The sequence below is a fragment of the Gemmatimonadaceae bacterium genome, from assembly GCA_035533015.1.
Lineage (GTDB): Bacteria > Gemmatimonadota > Gemmatimonadetes > Gemmatimonadales > Gemmatimonadaceae > JAGWRI01.
In genome coordinates, this window is sequence record DATLUQ010000035.1 from 53,823 (window position 1) to 80,751 (window position 26,929).

Genomic DNA, 26,929 nt, shown 5'->3' on the forward strand with positions numbered 1-26,929 from the left:
GGTACGAGGGACGTCTCGCGACCCAGGTCGTGTGTCATGTTCCGTGCGTCCTCCATCCGTCTGCCGTTCGCCGCCGCCCTTGCGGCGGCGCTCGCCGCGTGTGCGTCCGGTGGGCCAAGACCACCCGATCAGAACCCGGCCCTCGTAGCCGCGGTGCGGGCCACGCCCCGCGTGGTGGCGGGAGAGAGCACGTGGGTGACGAGCGGACCGGGGTACGACATCGTGGCGTTCTCCAGGCGCGACATCGCCGATGTGGACTCGTCGGTGGCGCAGCAGAGCCGAGTGTACACGGAGCTATTCGGCAGTCCGCCAGCCAAAGTGGTGGTGAGCGTGCATCGCATCGCCGCGCCCACCCTGCTGAGCGCAGCGGGGATGGCATTCGCGTCTGGCCCGCCGCTGCCCGCGGGGTCCATGGAGCCCGTGGTCGACATTCCGCTGTTCGCTCCGTCGGCCCGCGAACACGACACGCCAACCGACCGCGTGATGCGCGCCTGGCTCTCGGCGCGTGCCACGACGCTCACCGGTCATCCGCCGGCCCAGGGCTCCACGGGGCTGGTGAACGATCCGCGCGTTCCCGATTGGGCAGAAGCGATGTTGCCCGCGCTCGTGGCACCCGGCGCGACGGTGGACCGGATGGTGGCGGCGCTGTCGGCCGCCAACGTGCGCGTCTATCCGTTGGACGAGTTCTTCAGCATGCAGCCGCCGGTGCCGCTGATGGCGGGTCTCGAGGGCGGCCCTGATACCGCCGCCGGCCGCCGGGGCGCCGCGGGCCGCGCTGGCCGTGGCGACGAGGGCGGTGGTGAGCGGGGTGGCGGCGGTGAAGGTGGCGGTGAAGGTGGCGGCTATGGCGGAGGGTACGGCGGAGGGTACGGCGGAGGATACGGTGGTGGGTACGGCGGGCGTGAGGGCTTTGGCGGCGACATGGGGCGCGGCGGCATGGGTGAGCGCGGAATGCGCGGCGGCGGATCGCCGTCGCGCTCACGGCCGGCCGAGCCGTTGCGCGGTGCCGCGCTCTACGAGGTGCAGGCCACGGTACTCGGCCATTATCTCATGGCACGCGAAGGTGCGTCGGCGCTCGGACAACTGGTCGACGCGCAGATCGCCGCCAAGCCGGTGGATGCGGTGCTCGCGGCGCAGTCGGCGGGCCCCAGAACGTTGCCCCAACTCGATTCGGATTGGCGGCAGTGGTTGAGCGCGCGCGCCGACCGCGCGAGGAAGCGTTGAGCGGCGCCGCGCCGTCCTAATGAAATCCTAACGGCAGGGGCGGATTGACACATGGCGGACTATTTTCTTTAGTACGATTGCTGGCCGGTCGCCCGCGGGGCCGTCGGCCGCTGAGGATGCCGCGCCGCCAGCTTCTCCTGACAGTTTCCACGAACCCATACCATGTCGCTTCTTTCCCTGGAGCGCGTCACCAAGCGCTTTGACGGAATCACCGCGGTGGACGACGTATCGTTTACCGTAGATCGCGGCCAGGTGGTCGGCTTTCTGGGGCCCAACGGGGCCGGCAAGTCCACCACCATGCGCATGATCACGCAGATCTTCGAGCCCGACGCCGGAGAGATTCGCCTGGACGGCGTGCCGCTCGCCGAAGCCGGGCGCGACGCCAAGCGGCGCATCGGATTTCTGCCCGAGAACAATCCGCTGTACGTCGAGATGCTCGTAGCCGAGTACCTCGATTTCGTGGGCCGGTTGCGCGGGCTGGTGGGCGCGGAGCGTGCTCGGGCCACCGACGAGGCGGTGACGTCGACGGGTATCGAGCCGGTGTTCAACCGGCCGATCGGCGAGCTCTCCAAGGGCTACAAGCAGCGGGTGGGGCTGGCGGCGGCGATCCTGCACCGTCCGGACCTGCTGATTCTCGACGAGCCCACCGAAGGGCTCGATCCGAATCAACGCGTGGAGATTCGCCATCTGATCGGACACCTCGGGCGCGAGCGCACCGTGATGTTGTCCACGCACGTGCTGCCCGAAGTACAGCATACGTGTTCTCGGCTACTGATCATCAACAAGGGGCGGCTGGTAGCGGACGGGTCGGTGGACGAACTCGTGACGCGCGCCACGGCGGGTGTCCGGATCGGCGTCGAAGCGCGCGGCGCGAACGCCGAGTCGCGGCTGGCGGCGCTGCCCGGCGTGCGGACCGTGGAAGTGCAGGACGCGGACGACGGCCGGTGGCGGGCGCAGGTGTCGGCATCGTCGGAGACCGACCTGCGCCCCCGCATCTTCGAGATGGCGAAGACCGAGGGGTGGACGCTCTACGAACTCCACCAGGACACGGGGAGTCTGGAAGATCTGTTCCGTCAGTTGACGGGCGTTTCCGACGCGGCCGCCGGCGTGGCCGAGGAGTCCGGCACATGATCGGGCGCATCTGGACGATTGCCCGCCGCGAAGTGAAGGCGCTGTTCGATCATCCCACGGGCTACGTACTGCTGGTCGTGTTCCTGGCCGGCAACGCGTTCATGTACTTCCGCCAGACGTATCTGGACGGCGAGGCGACGCTGAGGCCGATGCTCGAGCTGCTGCCGTGGCTGTTCCTGTTCTTCGTGCCGGCGGTGGCGATGCGGACGCTGGCCGAGGACAACCGGAGCGGCGTCCTTGAAGTGGTGCTCACGCAGCCGGTGAGCGAACTCGAGCTGCTCCTCGGGAAGTTCGCGGGGGCGGTGATTTTTCTGTGGATCGGCCTGGCCCTCACGCTGCCCATTCCGTTCGCGTTGACGCTCGGCGCCACGCTGCAGTGGGGGCCGATCGTGGCGCAGTATGTGGGCGCCGCACTGCTCGCCCTGGGGCTGGTGGGTGTGGGGGTGTGGGCATCGAGTGTGGCGCGCAGCCAGATCACGGCGTTCATCCTCGGCGTGGCCGTGATGTTCGTGCTCATTCTGTTCGGGCTCGATCCGCTGATCGTCGGGCTGCCGCCCACGCTGGGCACGATCGCGGCCAACCTGGGAGTGTTGTCGCACTTCCAGAACATGGGCCGTGGCGTGATCGACCTGCGCGACGCGATCTACTTTCTGTCGCTCGCCGGCGTCTTTCTGGCGCTGGCGTACGGTACGCTGCTGGGACGAAAGCTGGCGCCCGGCCGTGCGGCGCGGCGGCGTCTGGTGGTCGGCGTGGCGCTGGCCGTGGCCACGCTGGTCGTGGTGAATCTGATGGGCAGCCACATCAATGGCCGGCTCGATCTCACGCCCGGGCACATGTACACGTTGTCATCGGGCACGAAGCAGATCGTGGACGCGTTGCCCGATGTCGTGACGATCAAGGAGTTCGCGTCGGATGCCCTTCCGACCCAGGTGGCGCTCACCAAGCGCGACGTGGACGATCTGCTGCGCGATCTGCGGTCCGCGGCCCATGGCAAGATCCGGGTGGAGGAGCGCGATCCGAGCGCCGACACCGCGGCGGCCAACGATGCCCAGCGGCTTGGCGTCCGGCCCGTGCAGTTCAACGTCGTCGGTCGTTCCTCGTTACAGGTCAAGCAGGGGTACTTCGGGCTCGCCATCCAGTACGAGGGCCGCAAGCAGGCCATCGGGTACGTGAACGAGACCGATGATCTCGAGTACCAACTGGCCACCGCCATCCAGTCGCTGACGCGGCCCTCCAAGCCGGCGATCGCGCTGTACGACATGGCCACCGGACCAGGCGTGACCTTCCAGATCCTCAAGACCCAGCTGGACAAGTCGTACGACGTGCGCGCCCTGACGCTGGCCGACACCACGCAGCCGGCGGCCGACGTGAAGACGGCGGTGATCATCGGCGGGCCCGATTCGGTGCCGCCCCCGGTGCGCGCGCGATTTGCGGCGATGTTCCAACGCGGGGGCAGCGCGCTGTTCCTGGTGAACGGCATGCATCCATCGACGCAGGAGCCGGTTGCCTACACGAGGCCCGTGGGGTGGAACCAGGTGATCGCGCCATTCGGCGTGTCGGTGGTGCCCGATCTGGCGTACGATCTCGTGTCCAGCGAACTCGTGCCGATGCCGTCGCCCGCCGGCCAGGTCCTGTCGCGATATCCGCTGTTCATCGACGCGCACACGAGCGGGCAGTCGGTGGTGAACCGGCAGATCGACAACGTCCTGCTGACGTGGGCGAGCACGGTGGACACCACGGCCAAGTCGCCGTACGAGCGCACGCCGTTGTACGTGACCACGCGCGACGCCGGGATCCTCACCGGCACGGCGTCGATCAGTCCGGGACGCGACTTCCCGCAGGACAGTCTGGGCGTGCGGCTGTTGGGCGTGCAGGCGGAGGCGCGCTCGCCGGCGGACAGCGCCGCGGCGCGCGGCCGCGTGATCGTGGTCGGAACCTCGAACATCGTGGCCGACCGGATCGTGCCCCATGCGCCGCAGAACATGGACTTCGTGCTCAACGCGGTAGACTGGCTGGCGCAGGATGCCGCGCTCATCTCCATCCGGTCCAAGAACCGGGCGCTGCCCAAGCTCGCGTTCACCAGCGATGCCACGCGGAACGGCGTGAAGTATCTGAACCTGATCGTGGTGCCGCTGCTGGTGGGCGTGGCGGGGTTGTTCACCCTGGCGCGCCGGCGCCGCAAGACCCGCGAGCCGTACCGGCCGCTGCGCGCGGCGGGGGAGGGCGCCGTATGAGCACCAAACAACTGCTGCGGTTGGTCATCATCTTGGTGGTGCTGCTGGGTGTGTGGGGGGTGATGGTGCTGACGCGCCGTCCCTCGCACGACCGCGACGTGCGACTCGCCTTCCCATCCATCGATACCGCGACGGTGGACACGGTGGCGATCACGGCACACGGCGATACCGCGCTGCTCGTGCGCGCAGCCGGCCGCCAGTGGATGGTGAACGGGTACCCGGCCGCGAAGACCAACGTGCGGCAGATGCTGTACGCGCTCCGGGACACCAGCAACCGCCTGATCGTCGTGGCCCAGAGCCCGGCGGCCGAAGCCTCACTCGGGGTGACGGCCGATAGCGGGCAACGGGTGCGGATCGTGGCCGGTGGGCGCACGGTGCTCGATTGGACGACGGGGCACCAGACCGACGACTACGCCGGGCTGTACGTCCGGCCGACGGCGGGCGACGCGGTGTACGCCATGCACGGCACGCTGGTGGGATCGTTCGGCCACAAGCTGGACGAATGGCGCGACCGGACGATCGTCGCCCTGGCGCGCGAGGGCGTGCAGCGGGTGGACGTGGAGCACGGCCGCGATAAGTATTCCGTCATACGCGGACCCAAGGCGTGGATGGTGGGCCAGGCGACGGCCGACTCCGCGGTGGCGGCCCGGCTGGTCAATCAGCTGAATCCGCTCACGGCCCAGGCCTTCGCCACGCCGGCGCAGGCTGCCGCGGCGAATTTCGGCCACCCGACGGCGCGGGTGCGGGTGTTCGGGCCGACGGGAGCGCTGCTGGCCGACATCCTGTTCGATTCCACGAAGGCCGGCGTGTGGGCCCGGGCCGATTCCGGCCGCACGGTCTACCAGGTCGGGGACTGGGTGCTGGCCACCCTCGCTCCCACCGAACGCACGCTCCGGGCGGGCGTGCCGAGAGCTCGCTAGCGGCCGCCGGCCGCGCGATCGGGCGCGCGGCCCCGGCGCATGCTCACGGGCGGGCCGGCGTGGCGCTGTAGAGCTCAGGCAACTCCCGTTTGAGATTCACCACCTTGGGCGCGTCGTTGATCACGATGTACGCGTTGTCCGGGTGGTTGCGGGCGTAATCCTGGTGGTATGCCTCGGCGTCGTAGAACGCCGTGAACGGAGCGACCTGCGTGACGATCGGCCGGCCAAACACCTTGGCCGCCGTCAACTGCGCGATGTACGCGTCGGCGATGCGTTGCTGGTTGGCGTTGGTGACGAAGATCGCCGAACGATACTGCGTGCCGACGTCGGGCCCCTGGCGGTCGAGCTCGGTGGGATCGTGCGCCACCGCGAAGAACACCTGGAGCAGCCGCCCATATGTGATCTTGGATGGGTCGAACACGATCTTTACCGACTCGGCGTGGCCCGAGGTGCCGCTGCTCACCATCTCGTAGTCGGGGTTCGCCACGTGGCCGCCCGTGTAGCCCGCGGTGGCGCTGATCACGCCCTTCACGTGCTCGAACACCGCCTGGATGCCCCAGAAGCAGCCGCCCGCGAACACGGCCACCCGCTGGCCGGACGCGGGGGTGAGGGGCGCATCGACGAGGGGATCGGGGATGGTGACGGCGGCGCTGGCCACGCGGCAGGAAGCGGCGCTGAGCATGAGAATCAAGGCTCCGGCAAGAAGTACGGCGGGGGGCGTGGTTCTGGTCACGGAACGGCTCCCGGGGTGCCGGGCGCCCCGAGGGGCGTTCCGGTGCGACTTGGCGGCGCGGCGGCGCTCGGAACGAACGCCGCCGGTCCGTGCTGTATCAATGCGCGAGGAGCGGGAAAGTTCCAGGGTAGGAGAGTAGGAGGGGGTAGGCGCTGGCGAGTCTACGCCAGCGCGCCCCGGATCACCTCGACCGCCCGCTGCATCTCGGCCATGGTCCCGATGGACACCCGCAGGTGCGTGTTCAGCGGCGGGAATGGCCGCCCGAGCGACACGCCCTGCTTGAGGCATTCGGCCTTGAAGGTCTTCACGTCGCGCCGGATGTCCACCATCACGAAGTTGGCCTGCGAATCGCTGGTGGCATAGCCGGCGTTGCGGAAGAAGTCGAGGGTGAACGCGCGCGCGCTGCGGTTGAGCCGCTGCTCGTCCGCAATCCGTCCGGTGTCGGCCACCGTGACCGTCGCGCCGGCCAGCGCCGGCTGGTTGGTGTTGGTCTCGAGCAGCCAGGGGCGCATGCGTTTGAGCGTTTCCGGCCGGGCGATGGCGTATCCGAGGCGTAGCCCCGCCATCCCGTACACCTTGGAGAAGGTGCGGGCGACGACGACGTTCGGGTTCTCGAGCGCCAGCGGGATGGCCGTGGCGTACGATGGATCGTCCACGTACTCGTGGTACGCCTCGTCGATCAGCACGACCGTGGCGGGCGAGGCGGCCGCCACCTGCTCCACGAACTGCCGCACGGCGGCCGCCCCGAGCACCGTGGCCGTGGGATTGTTCGGATTGCACAGATACACCACGCCGGCGCCCTTGGCGGCGCTCGCCATGGCGTCCAGATCGAGCCGTAGCTTGGCGTCCACGGGCACGTTGCGAACCGGCGCGTTCACCGTCGGCGCGAACCGCCCCATGACCTCGAACGTGGGTGAGCCCTGGACGAGCGCGCGCCCCGGTCCGGCGAACGCCGCCGTCGCCACGCGCAGAATCTCCGTGGAGCCGCAGCCCAGCATGAGGTTCTCGACCTTCACGCCGCGCGCCGCCGCGATCGCATCGAGGGCCGCCCGCTCCTCTCCGCGTGGATAGCGGTTGGCCACGCCGAACGAATCGCGTACGGCGGCGAATACACGATCACCGGGCCCGTTTGGATTCTCGTTGCTGTCGATGCGGACGAGGCTGGCCGGCGGGACGCTCCACGCGGGCGGGTCGCCGGGTTCGGGGCGGCCGAGCGCGAGGAGTGCTTCGGCGCCGCGCGCCGAGATGATGGGCCGCAACATGACGCCGGCGCTGCCGGCGCCCACGGAGGCGAGAAAGGCGCGACGGGAGAGCGACATCGGACGGCTCCGGAAGGGTGGCCGCGAAGAACATAACCCGGCAGCAGCGGACCACAACCACGGGCCGAACGCCGTGGGCCGCGAGCTGCGATCCCGCGGCAAGGGTGCGGAGAGAAGGGAGCTCGGCGCTATTTCGCGAACGTACTCGTATGCCCGTTGACGGGCACGGTGACGGTGTCCTGCGACAGGGACAGGGTCGCGGCGTACACCGATGAGTTCGACGCGATGAGCGTGAGGTTGTTGCCGAGCACGGTCCATTGCCCGGAGGCCGTGAACGTGGACGTCGTGCCGGCGCTGCTGTCCGTCTGGCTCAGGGTGAATTTCACATCGGAGCCAATGATGAGCGAACCGCGCACGAAGATGCCCGAATCGGTCTGGGCGGGAAGATCCGTGCCATCGACGGCCACCAGCTGGTAGGTGCCGACCATGTGAAGCCCCGAGGCGGGATTGGCAACGCCTGTGTTGCACGCGCTGATCGTGCCGGCCGCAGCGATCAGTAGGGTGAGAGCCGAAAATCTGAGCGAGAACCGCGTCATATCGAGAACTCCGTGCGGCGGGCGTGGAAGCAACCGGAATGGATGCGCGTCGACGATGCCCGGGTTGAAGACGCCCGGACCTCATAAGAAGACACCTGCGGGACCGAAAAGTGTCACGCTGGCCGGCCCGCCGCCGCCGCAGGTGGCCGCCGGTGCCGAGTCCGAGCTGGGGGAAGCGGAAACTGCGAGGCCGATATTTATTTCGGAGCATGTCGATCCCGATCGCGTGACGGAACCGCGCCGGCCGTGGGCGCTCGCGGCCATCGGCGTGACGGCGTTCGTGGCGGGTGCCGCGTGGCTGCTGCGCGGATGGCTGGCCACGGCGCCGGCGCCCGTCACGGCCGGTTCCCTGGCGCCGGCGTTCGAAGCCACGACAGTGGATGCCTCGCGCGCAACGCGCGCGCTGAGCGACTACGCCGGCCATCCCGTGCTGCTCAACTTCTGGGCCACCTGGTGCCAGCCCTGCCGCGAGGAGATGGCGAGCTTCGAGCAACTGTATCGCGACGATGGCCCGCGCGGGCTGCGCATCGTGGCCGTGAGCGTGGACGATCCCGGCGCCGACCCGGCAATTCGTGCCTTCGTGAGCCGGTACGGACTCACGTTCGACGTGCTGCACGACCGCCGCTCGCGTGCGAGGGACCGCTACCAGGTGCGCGGCGTACCCGAGACCTTCTTCATCTCGGCGGACGGCCGCATTGTCGGCACGCAGTTCGTGCGTGACTGGGCATCGGGCGCGAGCCGCGCAATGGTCGATTCACTGCTGTTCGGCGGCCGTCCGTAGCGGGCCGCTGGTCCCCCGGCGCGCGCCGGTTCATATTCGGACGTTCGACGCCCGCCGCGTCGGGCCCCCGCCGTCCCACCATCCGGAGAATGCAGATGGAGCCGCGTGATCTTCGTCGTACGCCCGTCGCGTTTGCCCTGGCGCTCGCCGTCGCGTCCCTGGCCGCGCCGGCCGTGGCCCACGCCCAGCGGCCGGTCATTCCCACGCCGCAATCGGTGTTCGGATTTCCGGTGGGGGCCGACTTCCACCTCATCGACTACGACGCGTCCATCGCCTACTTCAAGCGGTTGGCCGCGGTGAGCGATCGCATCAAGCTGGTGGACGTCGGGGTGACGGCCAACGGACACCCGTGGACGCTGGCCATCATCTCGTCGCCCGAGAACCTGGCCAAGCTCGATCACTACCGAGACATCGCGCAGCGGCTGGCGCATCCCGAGGGGTTGGCCGCCGTCGACGCGCATCTGCTGGCGCGGGAGGGGCGCGCGTTCGTGGACATCAGCGGCGGCCTTCACGCCAGCGAAGTGGCCGGCGCGCAGCACACCATCCAGCTGGCGTATGACCTGCTGGCGCACGCCGACGATCCTGAGATGAAGGAGATTCTGGACAACGACGTGCTGCTGCTCTGGCCGTCGATCAATCCCGACGGACAGAACATCGTGGTGCACTGGTACGAGGAAAACGTCGGTACGCCGTACGAGGTGGCCCCGCTGCACGAGTTGTACGAGAAATACGTGGGTCACGACGACAACCGCGACGCCTACATGCTCAACGTGGTCGAATCGCGCGTCATCGCGCGCACCTGGCGGGAGTGGGAGCCCGACATCATCTACGTGCACCACCAGTCGTCGCCGGTGCCCACGCGCATCTGGCTGCCGCCGTTCGCCGAGCCGATCGCGCCGGAGGTGCCGGCGCTCATGTCGCGCGAGGTGAACACCATCGGCATGACGATCGCGCAGGAGCTCGAGTCGCACGGCATGCCGGGCGCCACGCACATGGGCACCGGGTTCGACGCCTGGTATCCCGGCTACATCGACTATATGCCGATGCTCATGAACATCGACGCCTTCTGGACCGAGACCGCGCTGTACCAGTACGCGACGCCCCACTTCTACACGATCCGCGATTTCCCGCCCGAATACCGCGACCTGCGACCGCGTTCCCTGTATCCCAGCCCGTGGAAGGGTGGATGGTGGCGGCTGCGCGACGCGGTGGACTACATGGAGACGGCGTCGCTCGCCGTGCTGGACTATGCCGCCAAGTACCGCGAGGAGATTCTCTACAACCGATACGTGGCGGGCACCAAGACGATCGCGCGCTACCGGAAGAACCCGCCCTTCGCCTACATCGTCCCCCGCGCGCAGCACGATCCCGTGGCGGCGGCCGACATGCTCAAGCGGTTCGCGTTCAATGGCGTGCGCATCGAGGCGCTGTCGCGCCCCGCGGCGTACGACGGCGTGACGTATCCCGCCGGCACGTGGGTGATTCCCATGGACCAGGAGTTCGCGCAGTTCGTGAAGCAACTCATGGAGCCGCAGGACTATCCGGACCTGCGCGAATTTCCGGGCGGGCCTCCGGAGCAGCCGTACGACGCCGCGGGCTGGACACTGCCCTATCAGATGGGCGTGCGCGTGGTGGAAGCGGCCGAACCGCTGTCCGAAGAGTTCGCCGGCGCGCTGGCACCCGTGGCGGGTAAGCCCGTGGACTGGCGCACCGCCCCCGGCGCCCCGTTGGAGACCAACGCCGAAGCGGCGGGCATCGAGCCGCTGCCGGGCGGCCTCTCGGGCGCGGGCGCGGTGGCGGCGCTCGACCCGGCGCAGAACAATGTGTTCCGCTTCCTCAACCGCGCGCTCGCGGCCGGGGGCGCGGTGGCGTTCCAGCCGGGCGGGCCTGGCGCGAGCGGACGGTATCTGGTGTCGGGGCTTTCCCCCGACAAACTGGATGCGCTGGCCACGGCGCTCGCCGTGCGCGGGGAGCGGGTGGCGAACGCGGCGGGCGCGATGGCCGTGCGTCCCCGCATCGCGGTGTACAAGCCGTGGACGGCCAGCATGGACGAGGGGTGGACGCAGTGGCTGCTCGACCAATATGAGTTCAAGTATAGCGTGCTCACCAATGCCGACATCCAGGCGGGCGACCTCAACGCGCGGTTCGACGTGATCCTCATCGCCTCCGATTCTCCGCGTTCGATCATGGACGGCTACGCGCACGGCACCGTGCCCCCGCGGTACGAGGGCGGCCTCGGCGCCGTGGGGGTCGGAGCGCTCGACGACTTCGTGATTGCGGGCGGCACGCTGGTCACCCTCAACGCGAGCGCCCAGTTCGCCATCGACCAGTTGCACCTGCCGGTGCGCAACGTGGTCGGCGATCTCCAGCGGAAGGACTTCTTCGCCAGCGGATCGATTCTGCGGGTGACGGCCGATCCGGCGCACCCCGTCATGGCCGGCATGCCGGCGCAGGCCGACGTGTTCTTCGACGACAGCCCGGTGTTCACCACGCTCACTGGGTTCGCCGGCTCGGCGCTGGCCACCTACCAGACCGCGGGCTCCCCGCTGCGGTCGGGCTACCTGCTGGGCGAGAAATACCTCCAGGGATACGCGGCGGCGCTGGACGTGCAGCACGGCAAAGGGCACGTGGTGCTGGTGGGATTCCGGCCGCAGTGGCGCGGGCAGCCGGTGGGCACCTACCGCGTGGTGCTCAATGCGGCGCTGTTCGGCGGCCGCGTGTCGGCGGGAGCCAAAGGCACGCCCGGATTCTGGACGGCGCCGGCTATCGCCCCGTGTGATAGTGGGCGATGCACTCCGCCTCGCGCCCGCGCACCACGCGGCGGCCCTTGAGGGCTCCGCGCGTGGCGGTGACGACGGTGCACTGGTGTTCGCCGTCGTGCCCGTCGTAGTACAGCACCAGCCAATCGTGGGTGCGTTCCAACCTGTGCGCCAGCGCGGTGTTCGAGAACAGCGCCGTGTAGTGGCGTCCGCCGCGGGTGGTATGGAGCACGGGCAGCCAGCGCTCGTTTCGCGGATTGAAGCGACGGGGCGCGATGAGCGGCAGCTCGTTTCGCCGTGCCTTCTCGCGGTATTCGCGATCCACGTTGAGCAGTTCGCTCACCGACAGCGGCGCGGGCATCTCGTCGGGCAGGCGCCCGCGCCGGCGGAGCCGCGTGGCGAGCGCATCGCGGATGCCGGCCACGCGTTTGGCGCCGAACCCCGGCACTCCCGCCAGGCGCCCGTCGTGCGCGGCCGCTTCGAGCCCCTCGAGCGTGTCGATGTCCAGTTCGTCGTGCACGCGACGGGCCAGCGTGGGGCCCACGCCCGGCACGGAGGCGAGCAGGGCCACCGGGTCGCTGTCGCCGTGCAACCGCCGGAGCATGGCCAGCGTGCCCGACTGTACGAGTTCTTGTATGGCGCGGGCGAGCGCCGGGCCGATGTCCGGCAGCGCCTCCAGCCCATCCAACCCCTCGTCGGCGAGGATGTCGGCGGCGGGGCGGTCGGTGTGGCGCAGGCGCTCGGCGCCGGCGCGCCAGGCCTGCACCCGGTACTGGCCAGCCTGCTGCGCTTCGAGCAACGCCGCGACGTCGTCGAACCGGCGGGCGATCTCGTCGTTGGATAGAGCGGGCGGCGCAAGCGTGGTCGTCATGGCGCGACCGGGGCGAGTTCGCGGTTGGGCCCGGACGTCAGCGCGGGCAGCTGATCGCGGGTGAGCGTCTCGCGCTCCATGAGCAGGTGCGCGCCCTCGTCCAGCGGGCCGCGGTTGGCCTCCAGGAGCGTCAGGGCTCGTCCGAGCGCTTCCTGGACGAGGCGGCGCACCGCCTCCTCGACTTCGCGAGCCGTCTCGCTGCCGTATGGCGGCGGCTCGCCGGGCACGTAGGCGGGCCCCGGCAGCAGTGCGCTCTGCGCCGAGCCGTATACCACGTGGCCCACCGTCTCGTCCATCCCGAACCGGGTGACCATCTCGCGGGCCAGGTCGGTGGCACGCACCAGGTCGTCGGCGGCGCCGGTGGAGAGTTCGCCGAACACCGCCAGTTCCGCGGCCCGGCCGCCGAGCATCACCGTGAGTTTGCCCTCCAGCTCGCCCTGCGTGGCGATGTACCGCTCTTCGGAGGGGCGCTGCAGCGTGAAGCCCAGCGCTCCCAACCCGTGCGGGATGATCGTGACCTTCTGCACCGGGTCGGCGCCCGGCGTGGCGAGCGCCACCAGCGCGTGTCCCATCTCGTGGTACGCCGTGATCTCCCGCTCGCGCGCGCTGAGCACGCGGCTGCGCTTGGCGAGCCCCGCCACGAGGCGTTCCACGGCCTGGGAGAAGTCGTCGACATTCACCGATTCGGCCCCGCGCCGCGTGGCGACGAGCGCGGCCTCGTTCACCAGGTTCGCCAGATCGGCGCCCGTGAACCCCGGCGTGAGCGCCGCCACCTGGTCGAGATCCAGTGCGGGATCGAGCGGTACCTGGCGCACGTGCACGCGCAGGATCTGCACGCGGCCGCCGCGGTCGGGGCGGTCGACGAGGATCTGCCGGTCGAACCGGCCGGCACGCAGCAGCGCGGCATCGAGAATCTCCGGCCGATTGGTGGCCGCCAGCAGCACCACGCCGCTCTTCGGATCGAACCCGTCCATCTCGGCCAGCAGCTGGTTGAGCGTCTGCTCCTTCTCGTCGTTCGAACCGGTGATCACGCTCGCCCCGCGCGCCCGCCCGAGCGCGTCCACCTCGTCAATGAAGATGATGCACGGGGCGCTCTGGCGCGCCTGCGCGAACAGGTCGCGCACGCGGGCCGCTCCCACGCCCACGAACAACTCCACGAATTCCGATCCATTGATCGAGAAGAACGGCACACCGGCCTCGCCGGCCACGGCCCGCGCCAGCAGCGTCTTGCCCGTGCCGGGCGGACCCACGAGCAGCACGCCCTTGGGCAGGTGCGCGCCCAACCGGCCGAAACTCGCCGGATCGCGCAGGAACGATACGACTTCCTTCAATTCGGCTTTCGCCTCGTCCACCCCCGCCACGTCGTCGAACGTGACCTTGGTGTCCTTCTCGGCATAGACGCGGGCGCGGCTCTTGCCCACGCCGAACAGCCCCGTGGGCTGCTGGCCGAGCGTGCGCCGCGCCAAGAGCCACCACACGCCCACGAACAACACGGCGGGCAGGAACCAGACCAGCAGTCCATTGGTCCATTCGCTGCGCGGCGCGCCGGAGAACGCCACGCCGCGCGCGCGTAGCTGGTCGGCGATCGACGGATCCACGCGCGTCGTGTAGAACGTGGTGTCCCCGTGTATGCCGGGGGCGGCGAGCGTTCCGCTGACGTAGCTGTCGCCCACCTGGACCGACCGCACGAGCCCCGAATCGAGCTTCTGCAGGAACGTGCTGTAGGGAACCTCCTGCTGCCCGAACGTGGGCGAGAACAGTTCGGGCAATAGCAACAGTGAGACGATGGCGAGCCAGAACAGCCAGATCCGGAGCCGCGCCTTTGGCGGTTGGGCTGGATCTTCACGGTTGCGATTGGGAGTCTGCTCGCGCTCTGCCATGGCCACTCCTCGTGCGCCATGTGCAACGTGCGGAATTATCGACCCTCAGGGCATCAGGGGCGCGGGCACGTGGCGTCAGGCATTGGCCGACACGCGGGGCGCCCCGCGGGCCGCGCGGGGTCAGCGGGAAGTCGGGGCGGCCGGTGCCGAGACCCTGGCCAGGAAATACTCCACGCAATCATCGAGCGAGCGCAGCTTCCCGTAGTCGGTCTCGGGCACGTCCACGCCCAAGTCCCGCCGCAGGGCGATCATCAAATTCAGGAAGTCCATCGAATCGATGTCGACCTGCTCGCGGAGGCTCGTCGCCGGGTCGATCTCGCTGGGCGCTACTTCGGGGGCGATCCGCGACAACGCTTGCAGCAGGACGGCTCGGATCTGTTCGCGGGTCACAGCGTCTCCGGCGCCTGCAGCAGCCGGTCGAGGGCGGCCACGAACCGGCCGCCGTAATGCCCGTCGGTTGCGCGATGATCGGCGGCGAGCGTCGCCGTGACCACGGGATGGACGCCGAGCATGCCCGCCTCTGCCCAGGGCCGCTCGGCGATCTTGCCGAAACCGATCAGTGCGAGTTGGGGCGGGTAGATGACGCCGAACACCGTCTCCACCCCCTCGTCGCCGAGGTTGGTCACGGTCACGGTCGCATCCGTCATCTCGGAGCCGCGCAGGCCGCCCTCGCGTGCGCGCCGTACGAGGTCGCGTAGGGCGTCCATCATTTCGGCCAGCGTCCTGGCGCCGGCGTCGTGAATGGCCGGAGCGATGAGGCCGCCGCCACGGAGCGAGATCGCCACTCCGAGGTGGACCGTGGCACTGGGTTGCGCGGCGCCGTCGATCCAGTAGCCGTTCAGGTTCGGGTACTCGCCCAGCGCGGTGGCGACGGCTTTGAGTAGCAAGGCAGCGGGAAGTACTCGCTCGTCCACCGGCCGCGTCGCGTTCTGGTTCTGCAACCACGCGAGCGCACGGCGGAGGCTGATGCTCGTGCTCAGGTAGTAGTGCGGGATCTCGCGGTTGGCGCGAGACACGGCCGCGGACACGGCCCGGCGCATTGCGGCCTTCGCGTCGTCCGCCGGCGCCCGCGGCGCGGACGGCGGTGGCACCGCCGCCCGCTCGACTTCGGCCAATGTGATGGCGTGGTCGCGTTCGTCGCGCCAGAGCGCGGCGAGGTCCACGCCGAGCTCGGCGGCGCGCTTGCGGGCCACGGGTGAGGCGCGGAGCCGTGGTGAGAGAGCGGGCGCGGGCGGGGCGGGCGCCGATGGCACGACCTTCGCCGCCGCTGGTGGCGGTGCGGGCGCGGGTGCAGGTGCGGCCGGCGGGATCGCGGGCGCCACTGTGGTGGCTGCCGCTGCGCCGAAGGTCGCGAGCACCGTGCCGACCGGCACCTTGGTGCCTTCGGCGACGGCGAGTGCCGCCACGACGCCGTCCACCGGGCTCTCCACCGAGAATACGCCCTTTTCCGTTTCCACTTCGGCGATGATGGCGTCGCGCTGCACATGCTCGCCGGGCTTCACGTGCCAGCGGACGAGCGTGCCGAACTCCATGTCGGCGCCGAGCGACGGCATGCGGAAATCGTTCACGTGGTCAGCGGCGGGCACGGCGGCGGCGCGGGGCATGGGCGATGGTTCCGGCTCATCCATCGCGCGTTGCACGCACGGCGGCGACGATCTCCGGCACCTGGGGCAGGGCCGCCTGTTCCATGTGTCGCGCGTACGGAATGGGAACCTCCGCGCCGCAGACGCGACCCACGGGGGCGTCGAGGTCATAGAACGCGTGCTCCATGATCCGGGCGCTGATCTCCGCCGACAGGCTTCCGCTGCGCCACTCCTCGTCGACGATCACGGCGCGGTGCGTTCGGCGCACCGAAGTGAGCACGGTGTCCATGTCCAGCGGCCGCAATGTGCGCAGGTCGATCACCTCGGCGTTCACTCCTGCGGTGGCCAGTTGGTCGGCCGCTTCGAGTGTGCGTCCCAGCATCCCGCCAAAGGTGATCAGCGTGGCATCGTCGCCTTCGCGCCGCACCGCCGCGCGGTCGATCGGCACCGGACCGGCGTCGGCGGCCAATTCGCCTTCGAGGTTGTAGAGCAGCGCGTGCTCGAAGATCACCACCGGGTCGGGGTCGGCGAGTGCGGTGCCCAGCATGCCGCGCGCGTCGGCGATCGTGGCCGGCGCCAGGACCTTGAGCCCCGGAATGTGCGCGTACAGCCCTTCGAGGCTGTGCGAATGCTGCGCGCCGAGCTGCCGGCCAGCGCCCGTCGCCATGCGGATCACCAGCGGCACATTGAACTGCCCGCCCGACATGTGCAGCAGCGTCGCCGCGTTGTTCATGATCTGGTCCAGGGCAAGCAAGCTGAAGTTCACCGTCATGATCTCGACGATGGGACGCATGCCGCCGAGCGCGGCGCCGATACCGGCGCCGACGAATGTCGATTCGGAAAGCGGCGTGTCGCGGATGCGTTCCGGCCCGAACTCCGCGAGCAGTCCCTTGCTCACGGCATAGCAGCCGCCGTATCGGCCGACGTCCTCGCCCATGAGGAACACGCGCGGGTCGGCCCGCATGGCGGCGCGGATCGCTTCGCGCACGGCCTCGCGGTACGTCGTACGCACCGTGGCGGGGACGTCGCGTGCTGCGCGTTCCGGGGGGACGGCGGTCACGGCGACGGTTCCCCGCTGTACACGTAGCGCGTGAGGGTGGCGACGTCTTCGAGCGGCGCGGCGTCGGCGAAGGCCACGGCGTCGTCGACCTCGGCGGCGGCGGCCGCCTCGATGTCCTGCATCCGCGCGTCGTCCAGCAGCCCGCGCTCGCGCAGCCGGGCCTCGAACGTGCCGATCGGGCAGCGCGCCTTCCATTGCTCGACCTCGTCCCTGCTGCGGTACAGCTCCGGATCGAACATCGAGTGGGCGCGAAAGCGGTAGGTGCGGAACTCGAGCAGGTGCGGCCCCTCGCCGGCGCGCACGGCTTCGGCCGCCGTGCGCGCCGAGTGCTCCACGTCTTCGACGTCCATGCCGTCAACCGTCCAGGCGGGGATGCGGTAGCTTGCCGCTTTGAGCGCGAGGTTGGTCTCGGCCTGCGCCCGGTCCAGCGCCGTGCCCATGGCGTACAGGTTGTTCTCGCAGCAGAACAGCACTGGCAAGCGCCAGAGCGCGGCCAGGTTGAGCGCTTCGTGGAACTCGCCTTCGGCCACGGCGCCGTCGCCGAAGAAGCACGCCGTGACGCGGGCACGACCCTGCATCACATCGGCGAGCGCGAGCCCCACGGCCAGCGGCAGTCCGCCGCCGACGATCGCGTTGCCGCCGAAGAATCGCGTGGCGGCATCGAACAGGTGCATCGAGCCTCCGCGTCCCGCGCTGCACCCGGCGCGCTTACCGAACATCTCGGCCATGATGCGGCGTGCGCTCACGCCCCGCACCAGCGCGTGGCCGTGTTCACGGTACGTGGCCACCACGGCGTCCTCGGGAGTGAGTGCCTGCAGGACCCCCACGGCCACTGCCTCCTCGCCGATGTACAGATGCAGGAAGCCGCGGATCTTTTCGGCCTGGTAGAGATCGGCGCAGCGTTCTTCCAGGCGCCGGATGCGCACCATGTCACGCAGCAGCGCCACCGCATGCGCGCCGTCGCCGGTTGCTGCGGGCGGGCCCATGGGCGTGGAGGCCGGGGCCGTCATCGGGACGGCTCCTCCAGCGTGGAGAGGTCGCCCTCGGGCAACCCCTCCTCGCGGGCGCGCAGCAGCCGGCGCATGAGCTTTCCGCTGCGCGTGCGCGGCAGCGTGTCGAGGAAGGCGATCTCCTTGGGGGCTACGGCGGCCCCGAGCCGCTTGCGTGCGAATCCCAGCAGGTCGAGCCGCAGTTCGTCCGTGGGCGTGTATCCCTCGCGGAGCGACACGAACGCCTTCACGATCTGCCCCGCCACCGGATCGGGCTTGCCGATCACCGCCGCTTCGGCCACTCCGGGGTGCTCGAGCAGCGTGCTCTCCACCTCGAACGGTCCGATGAGATGGCCCGACGACTTGATCACGTCGTCGGCGCGGCCCACGAACCAGTAATAGCCGTCGGCGTCGCGTCGGGCGAGGTCGCCGGTGAGATACCAGCCGTCGACGAAGCACTCGCGGTATCGCTCCTCGTTGCCGAGATAGCCGCGGAACATCGACGGCCAGCCGGGCTTGAGGGCCAGTTCGCCCTGCACGTCGGGCGTGTCGATGACCTCGACGCCGATATCGGCGTGATTGACGATCGCCGCCTCAATGCCAGGCAGCGGCCGGCCCATCGACCCCACGCGGACGTCCATGGAGCGGAAGTTGGCGATCATGATCCCACCGGTCTCGGTCTGCCACCAATTGTCGTGGATCGGCATGCCAAACGTGTCGGCACCCCACACCACCGCCTCGGGATTCAGCGGTTCGCCAACGCTGGCGATGAACCGGAGGTGGCTCAGGTCATACGACTTTGCCAACGAAGCGCCCGCCTTCATGAGCATGCGGATCGCCGTCGGCGCCGTGTACCACACCGTCACCTGCTCGTCCTGGAGAATCCGGTACCAGCGTTGCGCGTCGAAGTCGGCCTCGTCCACGACGCTCGTGATGCCGTTGGTGAGCGGCGCGATGATGCCGTACGACGTGCCCGTCACCCACCCTGGGTCGGCGGTACACCAGAACACGTCATTCTTGTGGAAGTCCAGCGCGAGCTTGCCCGTGATGTGATGCGCCACGACGGCGCCGTGCACGTGAACGGCGCCCTTGGGCACTCCGGTGGTGCCGCTCGTGAAGTGCAGCAGCGCGATGTCCTCCTCGTCCGTGGGCGCGATGGTGTACCGATCGCTGGCCCGGGCAAGGAGCGCCGCGAGATTCTGGGTGCCCGGCACCTCGGCGGCGTTGGGCGGCGTCACGAGCAGCACGTGACGGAGATCCGGCAACTGGTCGCGAATGCCGGCGACCTTGCGCTTGTAGAGCGAGGGGGTCGTCACCAGCACGGTGCCGCCCCCGATGGTGAGGCGCGCCTTGATCGGTTCCGGTCCGAACGCCGAGAACAGCGGACAGAATACGCTGCCGTATTTCATCGTGCCGATCGCGGCCACGTACAGCTCCGGCACGCGGTCGGCCAGCGCGAACACACGATCGCCCTTGGCCACGCCGAGTGACGCGAGCACGTTGGCGAAGCGACTCGTCAGCGCGCCCAACTCGGCATACGTCAGCGTGACGCGGTCTCCGGTCCGGCCCAACCATCTTAACGCCACGTGGCCGGCGTGCGCGCCCTGGGCGTGCCGGTCCACGGCTTCGTATGCGATATTCAGGCCCCCGCCATCCGGCAGCCCGTCCAGCTCGCCGTGCAGCACGTCGGACCAGGAGAAGCGGGCGCACGCGGCCTCATAGTCCGGCATCGCAGGGGCCGGTTCGCGGTGATCCCCGTCCTTGGTAAAGACGCGTAGCGCCGAACCGTGGCCGGTGCGGGCGGAGGATCGCTCGACGAAGGTTCCCATGGCTACGCTCCTATCGTTCGAGGCCGGTCGGGGCGCAACGGCGCCCGCGGGGCGCGCCACGCGCCTCCGGTCATGCGGAACGTATGGGCGCGGCGCGGCGGAAGCTGTCGGGCGGGCGGCCATCGCTCGTGGGAGGAATCCTCACAGTGCAGCCGTCCGGACGCCGGGCTCCGTAAACCGAAGCGCCGCCGCCCCGGAATTCCGGAGCGGCGGCGCGAGCCGGCACGAACGGCGCTCAGTGCTGGGGCGTCGTCTCCGTGGCCGCCTGCGACTTGCCCATGTGCCCGTAGCGCTCGAACCAGTGCTCGATATAGAGCTGCGTGCGCAGAAAGTTCGACGGCGTGCTCGACGTGCCGTGGTACTCGTTGTTCATGCGCAGCATGGCGGTGGGCACGCCGCGCAGCTTCAGCGCGCGGTAGAACTCCTCCGTCTGCGGGATTGGCGTGCGCAGGTCGAGCACGCCGGTCATGAGCATGGTCGGCGTCTTGACGTGCCCCACGTAGGTGATGGGCGAGCGCCGGAGATACTCGCTCGGATCTTCCCAGAAGGGCTTGGCGAAATTCCCGTACCAGCCCGCGCCGTCGGTCACGCCCACGAAACTGATCCAGTCGATCACGGGGCACTGCACCACCGCGGCCGCGAACCGGTCGGTGTGCCCCACCGTCCAAGCCGTGAGCACGCCGCCGCCCGAGCACCCGTACACGAACAGGTTGTTGGTATCGACGTAGCCGCGCCCGATCACCGTATCGACGCCCGCCATCAGGTCGTCGAAGTCCTTGTCCGGATAATCGTTGTCGATGAGGTTCGTGAACTTCGCCCCGTAGCCGGTGCTGCCGCGGGGGTTCGTGTACAGCACCACATAGTCACGTGCCGCCTCGTCCTGCCGTGCGAAGTTGAACGCGACGTTGTACATGGCCTGCGGCCCGCCGTGGATCTGCAGGATCAACGGATACTTATGGTGGGGGTCGAAGTCCGCCGGTTTCACGATCCATCCCTGGATCTTGAGCCCGTCTTTCGATGTGTACCAGATCTCCTCGGTCGACGCGAGCGTCTTGCCGGCGAGGATCGACGCGTCGACGTTGGTACGCTGCGCGAACGTCGACACGGTGCCCGATGCTGGGATGGTGAACGTGACCACGTCGTTGGGCATGGTCGGCGTGGTGCGTGTCCCCACGGCCAATCCATTGCGCGCGAGGTCGGTGACCGCCAGCACCTGCGTGCCGATCGTCACCGGCCGCACCTGGCCCGCGGTCGATGCGAAGTACAGGTTCTGCGAGCCCTCGCTCTGCACGTTGAAGTACACGCCCGCCCCGTTCGGCGCCCACAGGATGCCCGAGACCGGGCGGTCGAGGTTCGCCGTGAGGCTGCGCGGGTTCGACCCGTCGGCGTTCATCACCCAGACGTTGCCCTCCGACCATGCCGAGTGGTCCACCGAGTCGGCGTGCATGTACGCCACCAGACGGCCGTCGGGCGAGTAGACCGGTCCACCGCTCGTTCCCGAGGCGTGGGTCAGCATCCGGACCTCGCCCGAGGCCACGTTCGCGGCGTAGATCTCCGAACGCCGGAAGACGTGCTCCGCGTCTGGCACGCGGAGCGACGAGAACGCCACCCACTGGCCGTCGCCCGAGAAGGCGGGAGGCGACGCGTTCCAGTCGCCCGTGGTGAGTTGCCGCGCTTCGCCGCCGTCGGCCGGAATCACGAAGATCTGCCGGTAGTAGGTGTCGGTGTAGCCCACGCGGTCGGAGCGGAAGTTGAGCCGCGTCACGATCTTTGGCGGCTCCACCCACTTGGCGCCCTTGGGCGGCGCCGGCATGGGAATGCGCCATTCCGGGTCGGGCCGCTCGGGCACGTTCATGTTGAACGCCAGAGTCGCGCCGTCGGGCGCCCACGCCAGGTTGGACGGCGACTCGGTGAGGTTGGAGATCTGCGATCCCGGTCCCTCGAGGTCCACCCAACGCACGAAGATCTGCGCGCCGCCAGGCTCATTCTGCGCCACGTACGCGATGCGCTTTCCGTCGGGCGACCACTCAGGGCCGGACCCGTCGGCCAGGAAGCGGTCGTGCGTGCCGTCGGCGTTCATGATCCAGAGTGACGTGCGCCAGCGGTCGTTCATCTTGTCCACGCGGCGACGCCCGTAGACGATCTGCGAGCCGTCGGGCGATAGCCGCGGCGACTGCACGTCCTGCCAGTCGAGGTACTGGTTCACGTGGATGCGATTTGGCGCCACCTGCTGTGCCGGAATGGCGGACACGAACGACGCCAGCGCGACCACGAGCGCGGCGGCGTAGCGGGTGTGCAGTGGGGTGCCGTGGCCGAGGATCGAGCCGGAGGGCAGAGGCGGGCGCATGGGGGGACTCCTTATGGGTGCGCGGGGTCCTCAATCCTGTCGCGCCCATGGGCGACGCGCCAGGGGAACGCCGCCCGTGCGGCTGGACGGATCTCGGGTTTCCCCGACCCCTGGTGAGCGTAGACCCGACTGCCCGTGGCGCTCGCCGGCGATACCCTGCCGGTGTAGCCCTTGAGTCCCCACCGATCGCGGTGGGGACCCGGTTCCGATCCACGGGAGGCGAACATGCTCAGCTATGCGCAACTGGCCGAACTCGAGCGGAGGACGCGCGAGTCGCTCGTCCTCAATGTCTACATCGACGCGACCGAACTCGATGGGGTGGCCCGGCGTTCGTGGCGGCACACGCTTGCCAACGCCGTGGTGGCCACGCGCAAATCGCTGGCCGACGCGCCGCACGCGGAGCGGACGGCGTTCGACCGCGCCGCGGAACGGCTGGAGGCGCGGACTATGGCGCTGAGCGACGACATGGACGGCGCGCCTGGCTGGGTGGCGTTCGCCACGGCCGACGAGATTCTCTACGCGGGTCCCACCACCACGGTGCCCGCCGCCTCGCTGGTCTGGCGTAAGGGCATCGCGATGGTGCCGTACGTGCGCCTGCTTCGGGACGAGCCCACCGTCACGGTGGCGCAAGTCGACGTCCGCAAGGCGGACATCTATCGGTGGGTGGCCGGCACGCTACATCGGGTGGAGCGCGTTCAGGCGCATGCGCACGTCGGGCGGGCAGGCCACATGGGCGACGCTCCGCACCCGGGGTTCCACAGCGGCACGCGCGGCACGACCCTCACCGACGCCGCGCAGCGCGCCATGGACGCGGGGGTCGATCGCATGGTGCGCGACGTGGCCGCGCAGATCGGCACGACGGGGCTTCCCGGTGGCTGGATCGTTCTGGTGGGCAATCGGACAGTGGCGCTGGACACGATCAAGCACCTCACCAAGGGCGAGCAGAAGTGTGCGGTGTACGTGCCGGGGTTGGCCGCCGATGCCGCTGAACCGGAGATCGCGCACGCCGCCGCCGAGGGCCGGGCACAACTCCAAACGGCGCACGAGGTCGCGCGAGTGGTCGATCTCATCGAACGGGCGGCGGCCAGCGATCGGGCCGTGCTCGGGTACACGCGCACACTGGAAGCGCTGGCCGCGGGTGCCGCACGCGAGGTGCTGGTGACGGGTGACTTCTTCGCGCGCGAGACCGATCGCGCGGAGGCGCTCATGCTGGCAGTTCTCGCCAACGGCGCGCACCTGGTGGAGGTCGGGGGTGAGGGAGCGGCTCGGCTGGATGCCGAATGCGAAGGGGTCGGGGCGACGCTGCGTTTCCGGACGCAACCGGGACGTGCTACGCTCGAAGAAGGCGCGGTGGTCGCCTGAATCCGATGGGGGCCCGACGTCTCTGTCGGGCGAAGCCCGACGCCAGCGTGGCCGCTGCCCGACTGTGGCCGGGATGATGCGGGCGCATTGTGCGAGCAGGGGAGTCTGTCCTTAAGACGGGGGTATGCATATGTCACGCAACGTCGGGACCGTGGATCGATGGGTGCGCGTTCTGCTTGGACTCGCGCTGCTGTCGGTGCTGTTCGTCGGGCCCAAGTCGATGTGGGGGCTGGTGGGGCTGATCCTGCTCGCCACCGCCGGGGTTTCGTTCTGCCCGCTGTACAGCATGTTCGGCTGGTCCACCTCCGCCACGCCTTCATCGAACACGCCTGGATCGAAGGCGAACGGCTGAGTCGGCTTCCGTGCAGACCACGGCCGCGCCGGACACCCCAGTCCCGCGCGGCCGCGGTCGTTGTGAGCTTACTCCCTGGCGGTGGCGGCGAGCACGCGTTCCACGCGGGCGCGCACTTCAGCGGCGAGCGGCGCCACGGCGGGGTTGCCGGCCAGGCTCAACGCGGCCACAGGATCCATGGCTGCCACGACGGTCCGTCCGGGCTCGTCGGTCGCGTACACCACGACGTTGCACGGGAGCAGCAATCCGATGTCGGGCTCCGCGCTCAGCGCCTGGTGGGCCAGTGGGGGGTTGCAGGCGCCGAGGATCACGTACGGGCGGAAGTCGATCCCGAGCCGATCTTTTAGTGTTTTGGTAACATTGATCTCGGTCAGGACGCCGAATCCCTCCCTGGCGAGTTCGGCGCGCACGCGTTCCACCGCCGCGTCGTACGCGAGCGGTACGGTGACCGAGAGGCCGTAGGGCGTCGTCTGCTGCACCATCGCTGCTCCAGTGTCGGAGTAAGAGGGCCGCGCTGCGGCGCCGGCCCCAATGGCGGGAGAATCCGGCGGTTGCACGGGGCGCCGCTTCGGGCAGTAGCAGGCACTCCCAATGGTCGGCGCGGTTCTAGCCGGTTCCCGGCCCATACGGTACTATAGTGGGTCTGCCGCTGGTCACGCACTCACTGGCGCCCGCCCGTGGGCGTGTGGGCCGCACCTTCAACCTGCCGTCATGGACCTGCGCGACCAACTCCAGACCACGCTGGGTTCGGCCTATACACTCGAGCGCGAGTTGGGCGGCGGTGGGATGTCGCGTGTCTTCGTGGCCGAGGAGACCTCGCTCGAGCGCAAGGTCGTGGTCAAGGTGCTGCCGCCCGAGTTGACCGCCGGCGTCAACGTCGACCGGTTCAAGCGCGAGATCCTGCTCGCCGCCAAGCTGCAGCACCCGCACATCGTGCCGGTGCTGGCCGCCGGCGAAACGAACGGGCTGCCGTACTACACCATGCCGTTCGTCGAGGGTGAATCGTTGCGGGCAGCGCTCGCCAGGGGCGGCGCCCTGTCGATCACCGACGCGATAGGGATTCTGCGCGACGTGGCCAAGGCGCTGGCGTACGCGCACGAGCGCGGGATCGTACATCGCGACATCAAGCCGGAGAACGTGCTGCTCTCCGGCGGTTCCGCCGTGGTCGCCGACTTCGGCATTGCCAAGGCCCTGAGCGCCTCGCGCACCTCGGCACCCAACGCCACGCTCACCCAGGTGGGCACCTCCCTGGGCACGCCGGCGTACATGGCGCCCGAGCAGGCGGCCGCCGACCCGGCCACCGACCACCGCGCCGACCTCTACGCCTTCGGCTGCATGGCGTACGAACTGCTGGCCGGCCGCCCGCCGTTCTCGGGGCGGACCCCGCAGAAGCTATTGGCGGCGCAAATGGGCGAGGCTCCGCAGCCGATCGCCGAGCTGCGCCCCGATACGCCGCCCGACCTCGCGGTGATGGTGATGCGCTGCCTGGCCAAGGACGCCGCCGACCGGCCGCAGAGCGCCGCCGACCTGGTGGGCGTGCTCGACTCGGTGACGAGCGGGGGCGGCCACGCCGCGCTGCCGCCCATCCTGCTGGGGGGCAAGTACGCGCTGTGGCGCGCGCTCGCCCTCTACGCCGCGGCTTTCGTGGTGGTGGCGCTCGTCTCCAAGTCGGCGATCATCGTCATCGGGCTCCCGAGCTGGGTGTTCCCTGGCGCGGTGGCCGTGATGGCGCTGGGCCTGCCGGTGATTCTGTTCACCGGGTACGTCCACCATGCCGCCCGCCGCCTGATCACGATGACGCCCACGTACACGCCGGGCGGCTCGGCGCCGCCGCAGGGTACCATGGCGACCATCGCCATGAAGGCGAGTCCGCACATGAGCTGGCGGCGGACCACCGTCGGCGGGGCATACGCGCTCGGCGCGTTCGTGCTGCTCATCGGCGTGTTCATGCTCCTGCGGGCGTTCGGCATCGGGCCGGCGGGCTCGCTGCTGGCCGCCGGCAAGCTCGACGCACATCAGCCGCTGCTCGTGAGCGAGTTCAGCGCCAAGGGCGGGGCAGACAGCGCGCTGGGCGGCGTGGTGGCCGAGGCGGTACGCGCCGACCTCGCCCAGTCCAACGCCATCACCGTCATGCCCGCGAGTATGATCCGCGACGCGCTGCAGCGCATGCAACTGCCGCTCGACAGCCGCATTGACGCCAACCTGGCGCGCCAGATCGCCCAGCGCGACGGACTGAAGGCCGCGATCACCGGCGACATCACACCACTCGGCAATGGGTTCATCGTCACGGCGCGCATCGTGGCGGCGCAGTCGGGAAATGAACTCGCCTCGTTCCAGGGCACGGCCATCAGTCCGTCGGAGTTGATCCCCACCGTGGGCCAGATCAGCCGCGACCTGCGCGGCAAGATCGGCGAGTCGCTCAAGACCGTGCAGAATTCGCCGCCGCTCGAAGCGGTCACCACGAGTTCGCTCGAGGCGCTCAAGGCGTACACGGAGGGCGACGTCGCGTTCAGTCAACTCGATTACGCCAAGGCGAGCGAGTGGCTCAAGCAGGCGGTGGCCCTCGATTCGACATTCGCCATGGCGTGGCGACGACTGGCTGTGGCGTACAAGGACGCCAACATGTCGCCGGTCCTCGTGGATTCGGCGCTGGCCAAGGCCTACCGGTTCCGGGATCACCTCACCGATCGCGAGCGGTACAGTACGGTGGCCAGCTATTACGACCTGGGGCCGGGGCGCGATCGCGGCAAAGCCATCCAGGCGTACCAGCAGGCCATGGCCCTTGGCGACTATTCGATTTCCCCCAACAACCTGGGAATCCTGTTCAATTCGCGGCGCCAGTTCGCGGCCGCGGAGTCGGTGCTGGCCGTGGGCGTCGCGAAAGCGCCGTCGAGCGGGGTGTCCAACTACTCGAACCTGGTCGGCGCCCTCGTCAACGAGGGCAAGTACACGGCGGCCGATTCCGTCACGCGCGCGTACGAGAAGCAATTCGGAACGCAGGCCGAGATGGAATTCGGGC

Annotated in this window: 21 protein-coding genes; 9 read left to right on the top strand and 12 right to left on the bottom strand. The window is 69.4% G+C overall.

Annotated features, from left to right (window positions below; all coding sequences use genetic code 11):
* Nucleotides 1-36 precede the first annotated feature (36 nt).
* From VNF92_07130 to VNF92_07145, 4 genes are all read left to right on the top strand, one after another.
* Nucleotides 37-1,224, top strand: a complete 1,188-nt coding sequence (locus tag VNF92_07130) for a hypothetical protein (protein HVA57644.1) — start codon at nt 37-39, stop codon at nt 1,222-1,224.
* Between the two features lie 162 nt (nt 1,225-1,386).
* Nucleotides 1,387-2,355, top strand: a complete 969-nt coding sequence (locus VNF92_07135) for an ATP-binding cassette domain-containing protein (protein HVA57645.1) — start codon at nt 1,387-1,389, stop codon at nt 2,353-2,355.
* The gene (locus VNF92_07140; GenBank protein HVA57646.1) at nt 2,352-4,589 is read left to right on the top strand and encodes a Gldg family protein; all 2,238 of its coding nucleotides are present in this window, start codon (nt 2,352-2,354) and stop codon (nt 4,587-4,589) included. Before VNF92_07135 ends, VNF92_07140 begins: the two co-directional genes overlap by 4 nt.
* Nucleotides 4,586-5,509 carry a DUF4340 domain-containing protein gene (locus VNF92_07145; GenBank protein ID HVA57647.1) on the top strand — a complete coding sequence of 308 codons (924 nt, stop codon included), beginning with the start codon at nt 4,586-4,588 and terminating at the stop codon, nt 5,507-5,509. The genes VNF92_07140 and VNF92_07145 overlap by 4 nt, the downstream gene beginning before the upstream one ends.
* A 43-nt stretch (nt 5,510-5,552) precedes the next feature.
* On the opposite strand, the gene msrA is transcribed toward VNF92_07145, so the two are convergent.
* From msrA to VNF92_07160, 3 genes are all read right to left on the bottom strand, one after another.
* On the bottom strand, nt 5,553-6,242 hold the full coding sequence (msrA, locus tag VNF92_07150; protein ID HVA57648.1) for a peptide-methionine (S)-S-oxide reductase MsrA: 690 nt from the start codon (nt 6,240-6,242) through the stop codon (nt 5,553-5,555).
* Nucleotides 6,243-6,403: 161 nt separating this feature from the next.
* Nucleotides 6,404-7,561, bottom strand: a complete 1,158-nt coding sequence (locus VNF92_07155; protein ID HVA57649.1) for an aminotransferase class I/II-fold pyridoxal phosphate-dependent enzyme — start codon at nt 7,559-7,561, stop codon at nt 6,404-6,406.
* A gap of 128 nt (nt 7,562-7,689) precedes the next feature.
* The gene (locus VNF92_07160) at nt 7,690-8,097 is read right to left on the bottom strand and encodes a hypothetical protein (protein ID HVA57650.1); all 408 of its coding nucleotides are present in this window, start codon (nt 8,095-8,097) and stop codon (nt 7,690-7,692) included.
* Between the two features lie 226 nt (nt 8,098-8,323).
* On the opposite strand from VNF92_07160, the gene VNF92_07165 reads away from it, so the two are divergent.
* Both VNF92_07165 and VNF92_07170 read left to right on the top strand, forming a co-directional pair.
* A complete protein-coding gene (locus VNF92_07165; GenBank protein ID HVA57651.1) occupies nt 8,324-8,878 on the top strand; it encodes a TlpA disulfide reductase family protein in 555 nt (184 codons plus the stop codon).
* A 95-nt stretch (nt 8,879-8,973) separates the two neighbouring features.
* Nucleotides 8,974-11,709 (top strand): M14 metallopeptidase family protein, encoded by a 2,736-nt coding sequence (locus VNF92_07170; GenBank protein ID HVA57652.1) that lies wholly within the window; start codon nt 8,974-8,976, stop codon nt 11,707-11,709.
* Here the strand turns inward: VNF92_07170 and VNF92_07175 are convergent.
* The 8 genes from VNF92_07175 to VNF92_07210 all read right to left on the bottom strand — a co-directional run bounded on the left by VNF92_07175 (nt 11,642) and on the right by VNF92_07210 (nt 22,196).
* Nucleotides 11,642-12,508, bottom strand: a complete 867-nt coding sequence (locus VNF92_07175) for a helix-hairpin-helix domain-containing protein (protein ID HVA57653.1) — start codon at nt 12,506-12,508, stop codon at nt 11,642-11,644. The two genes, VNF92_07170 and VNF92_07175, sit on opposite strands and share 68 nt — an antisense overlap.
* Nucleotides 12,505-14,388, bottom strand: coding sequence for an ATP-dependent zinc metalloprotease FtsH (gene ftsH / locus VNF92_07180; protein ID HVA57654.1), 1,884 nt, complete (start codon nt 14,386-14,388; stop codon nt 12,505-12,507). The genes VNF92_07175 and ftsH overlap by 4 nt, the downstream gene beginning before the upstream one ends.
* A 120-nt stretch (nt 14,389-14,508) precedes the next feature.
* Complete coding sequence (locus VNF92_07185) at nt 14,509-14,778, bottom strand: acyl carrier protein (protein ID HVA57655.1); 270 nt, start codon at nt 14,776-14,778, stop codon at nt 14,509-14,511.
* Entirely contained in the window at nt 14,775-15,992 is a 1,218-nt protein-coding gene (locus tag VNF92_07190) for a dihydrolipoamide acetyltransferase family protein (protein ID HVA57656.1), read from the bottom strand. Before VNF92_07190 ends, VNF92_07185 begins: the two co-directional genes overlap by 4 nt.
* A gap of 16 nt (nt 15,993-16,008) precedes the next feature.
* On the bottom strand, nt 16,009-17,031 hold the full coding sequence (locus tag VNF92_07195; protein ID HVA57657.1) for an alpha-ketoacid dehydrogenase subunit beta: 1,023 nt from the start codon (nt 17,029-17,031) through the stop codon (nt 16,009-16,011).
* Complete coding sequence (gene pdhA, locus VNF92_07200) at nt 17,028-18,041, bottom strand: pyruvate dehydrogenase (acetyl-transferring) E1 component subunit alpha (protein HVA57658.1); 1,014 nt, start codon at nt 18,039-18,041, stop codon at nt 17,028-17,030. Before pdhA ends, VNF92_07195 begins: the two co-directional genes overlap by 4 nt.
* Nucleotides 18,038-19,849, bottom strand: coding sequence for an acetate--CoA ligase (gene acsA / locus VNF92_07205; GenBank protein ID HVA57659.1), 1,812 nt, complete (start codon nt 19,847-19,849; stop codon nt 18,038-18,040). The genes pdhA and acsA overlap by 4 nt, the downstream gene beginning before the upstream one ends.
* A gap of 235 nt (nt 19,850-20,084) precedes the next feature.
* On the bottom strand, nt 20,085-22,196 hold the full coding sequence (locus VNF92_07210; GenBank protein HVA57660.1) for a S9 family peptidase: 2,112 nt from the start codon (nt 22,194-22,196) through the stop codon (nt 20,085-20,087).
* 225 nt (nt 22,197-22,421) lie between these two features.
* Here VNF92_07210 and VNF92_07215 point away from each other — a divergent pair, with 225 nt between their 5' ends.
* Together VNF92_07215 and VNF92_07220 are read left to right on the top strand one after the other, a co-directional pair.
* Nucleotides 22,422-23,558: a hypothetical protein gene (locus VNF92_07215; protein ID HVA57661.1), complete on the top strand. Its 1,137-nt coding sequence runs from the start codon at nt 22,422-22,424 to the stop codon at nt 23,556-23,558.
* Nucleotides 23,559-23,688: 130 nt separating this feature from the next.
* Nucleotides 23,689-23,910 (top strand): DUF2892 domain-containing protein, encoded by a 222-nt coding sequence (locus VNF92_07220; protein ID HVA57662.1) that lies wholly within the window; start codon nt 23,689-23,691, stop codon nt 23,908-23,910.
* A 68-nt stretch (nt 23,911-23,978) separates the two neighbouring features.
* On the opposite strand, the gene VNF92_07225 is transcribed toward VNF92_07220, so the two are convergent.
* Entirely contained in the window at nt 23,979-24,392 is a 414-nt protein-coding gene (locus tag VNF92_07225; GenBank protein HVA57663.1) for a DUF302 domain-containing protein, read from the bottom strand.
* A gap of 229 nt (nt 24,393-24,621) precedes the next feature.
* Here VNF92_07225 and VNF92_07230 point away from each other — a divergent pair.
* Nucleotides 24,622-26,929 (top strand): protein kinase (locus tag VNF92_07230; protein HVA57664.1); only part of this gene is annotated, 2,308 nt, incomplete at its 3' end.

Bases quoted from the DNA above. Each gene is read 5' to 3' on its own strand.
- VNF92_07130 (HVA57644.1), top strand. From the start codon at position 37: ATGTTCCGTGCGTCCTCCATCCGTCTGCCGTTCGCCGCCGCCCTTGCG.
- VNF92_07135 (HVA57645.1), top strand. From the start codon at position 1,387: ATGTCGCTTCTTTCCCTGGAGCGCGTCACCAAGCGCTTTGACGGAATC.
- VNF92_07140 (HVA57646.1), top strand. From the start codon at position 2,352: ATGATCGGGCGCATCTGGACGATTGCCCGCCGCGAAGTGAAGGCGCTG.
- VNF92_07145 (HVA57647.1), top strand. From the start codon at position 4,586: ATGAGCACCAAACAACTGCTGCGGTTGGTCATCATCTTGGTGGTGCTG.
- VNF92_07155 (HVA57649.1), bottom strand. From the start codon at position 7,561: ATGTCGCTCTCCCGTCGCGCCTTTCTCGCCTCCGTGGGCGCCGGCAGC.
- VNF92_07160 (HVA57650.1), bottom strand. From the start codon at position 8,097: ATGACGCGGTTCTCGCTCAGATTTTCGGCTCTCACCCTACTGATCGCT.
- VNF92_07170 (HVA57652.1), top strand. From the start codon at position 8,974: ATGGAGCCGCGTGATCTTCGTCGTACGCCCGTCGCGTTTGCCCTGGCG.
- VNF92_07175 (HVA57653.1), bottom strand. From the start codon at position 12,508: ATGACGACCACGCTTGCGCCGCCCGCTCTATCCAACGACGAGATCGCC.
- ftsH (HVA57654.1), bottom strand. From the start codon at position 14,388: ATGGCAGAGCGCGAGCAGACTCCCAATCGCAACCGTGAAGATCCAGCC.
- VNF92_07190 (HVA57656.1), bottom strand. From the start codon at position 15,992: ATGCCCCGCGCCGCCGCCGTGCCCGCCGCTGACCACGTGAACGATTTC.
- pdhA (HVA57658.1), bottom strand. From the start codon at position 18,041: ATGACGGCCCCGGCCTCCACGCCCATGGGCCCGCCCGCAGCAACCGGC.
- acsA (HVA57659.1), bottom strand. From the start codon at position 19,849: ATGGGAACCTTCGTCGAGCGATCCTCCGCCCGCACCGGCCACGGTTCG.
- VNF92_07210 (HVA57660.1), bottom strand. From the start codon at position 22,196: ATGCGCCCGCCTCTGCCCTCCGGCTCGATCCTCGGCCACGGCACCCCA.
- VNF92_07215 (HVA57661.1), top strand. From the start codon at position 22,422: ATGCTCAGCTATGCGCAACTGGCCGAACTCGAGCGGAGGACGCGCGAG.
- VNF92_07220 (HVA57662.1), top strand. From the start codon at position 23,689: ATGTCACGCAACGTCGGGACCGTGGATCGATGGGTGCGCGTTCTGCTT.
- VNF92_07225 (HVA57663.1), bottom strand. From the start codon at position 24,392: ATGGTGCAGCAGACGACGCCCTACGGCCTCTCGGTCACCGTACCGCTC.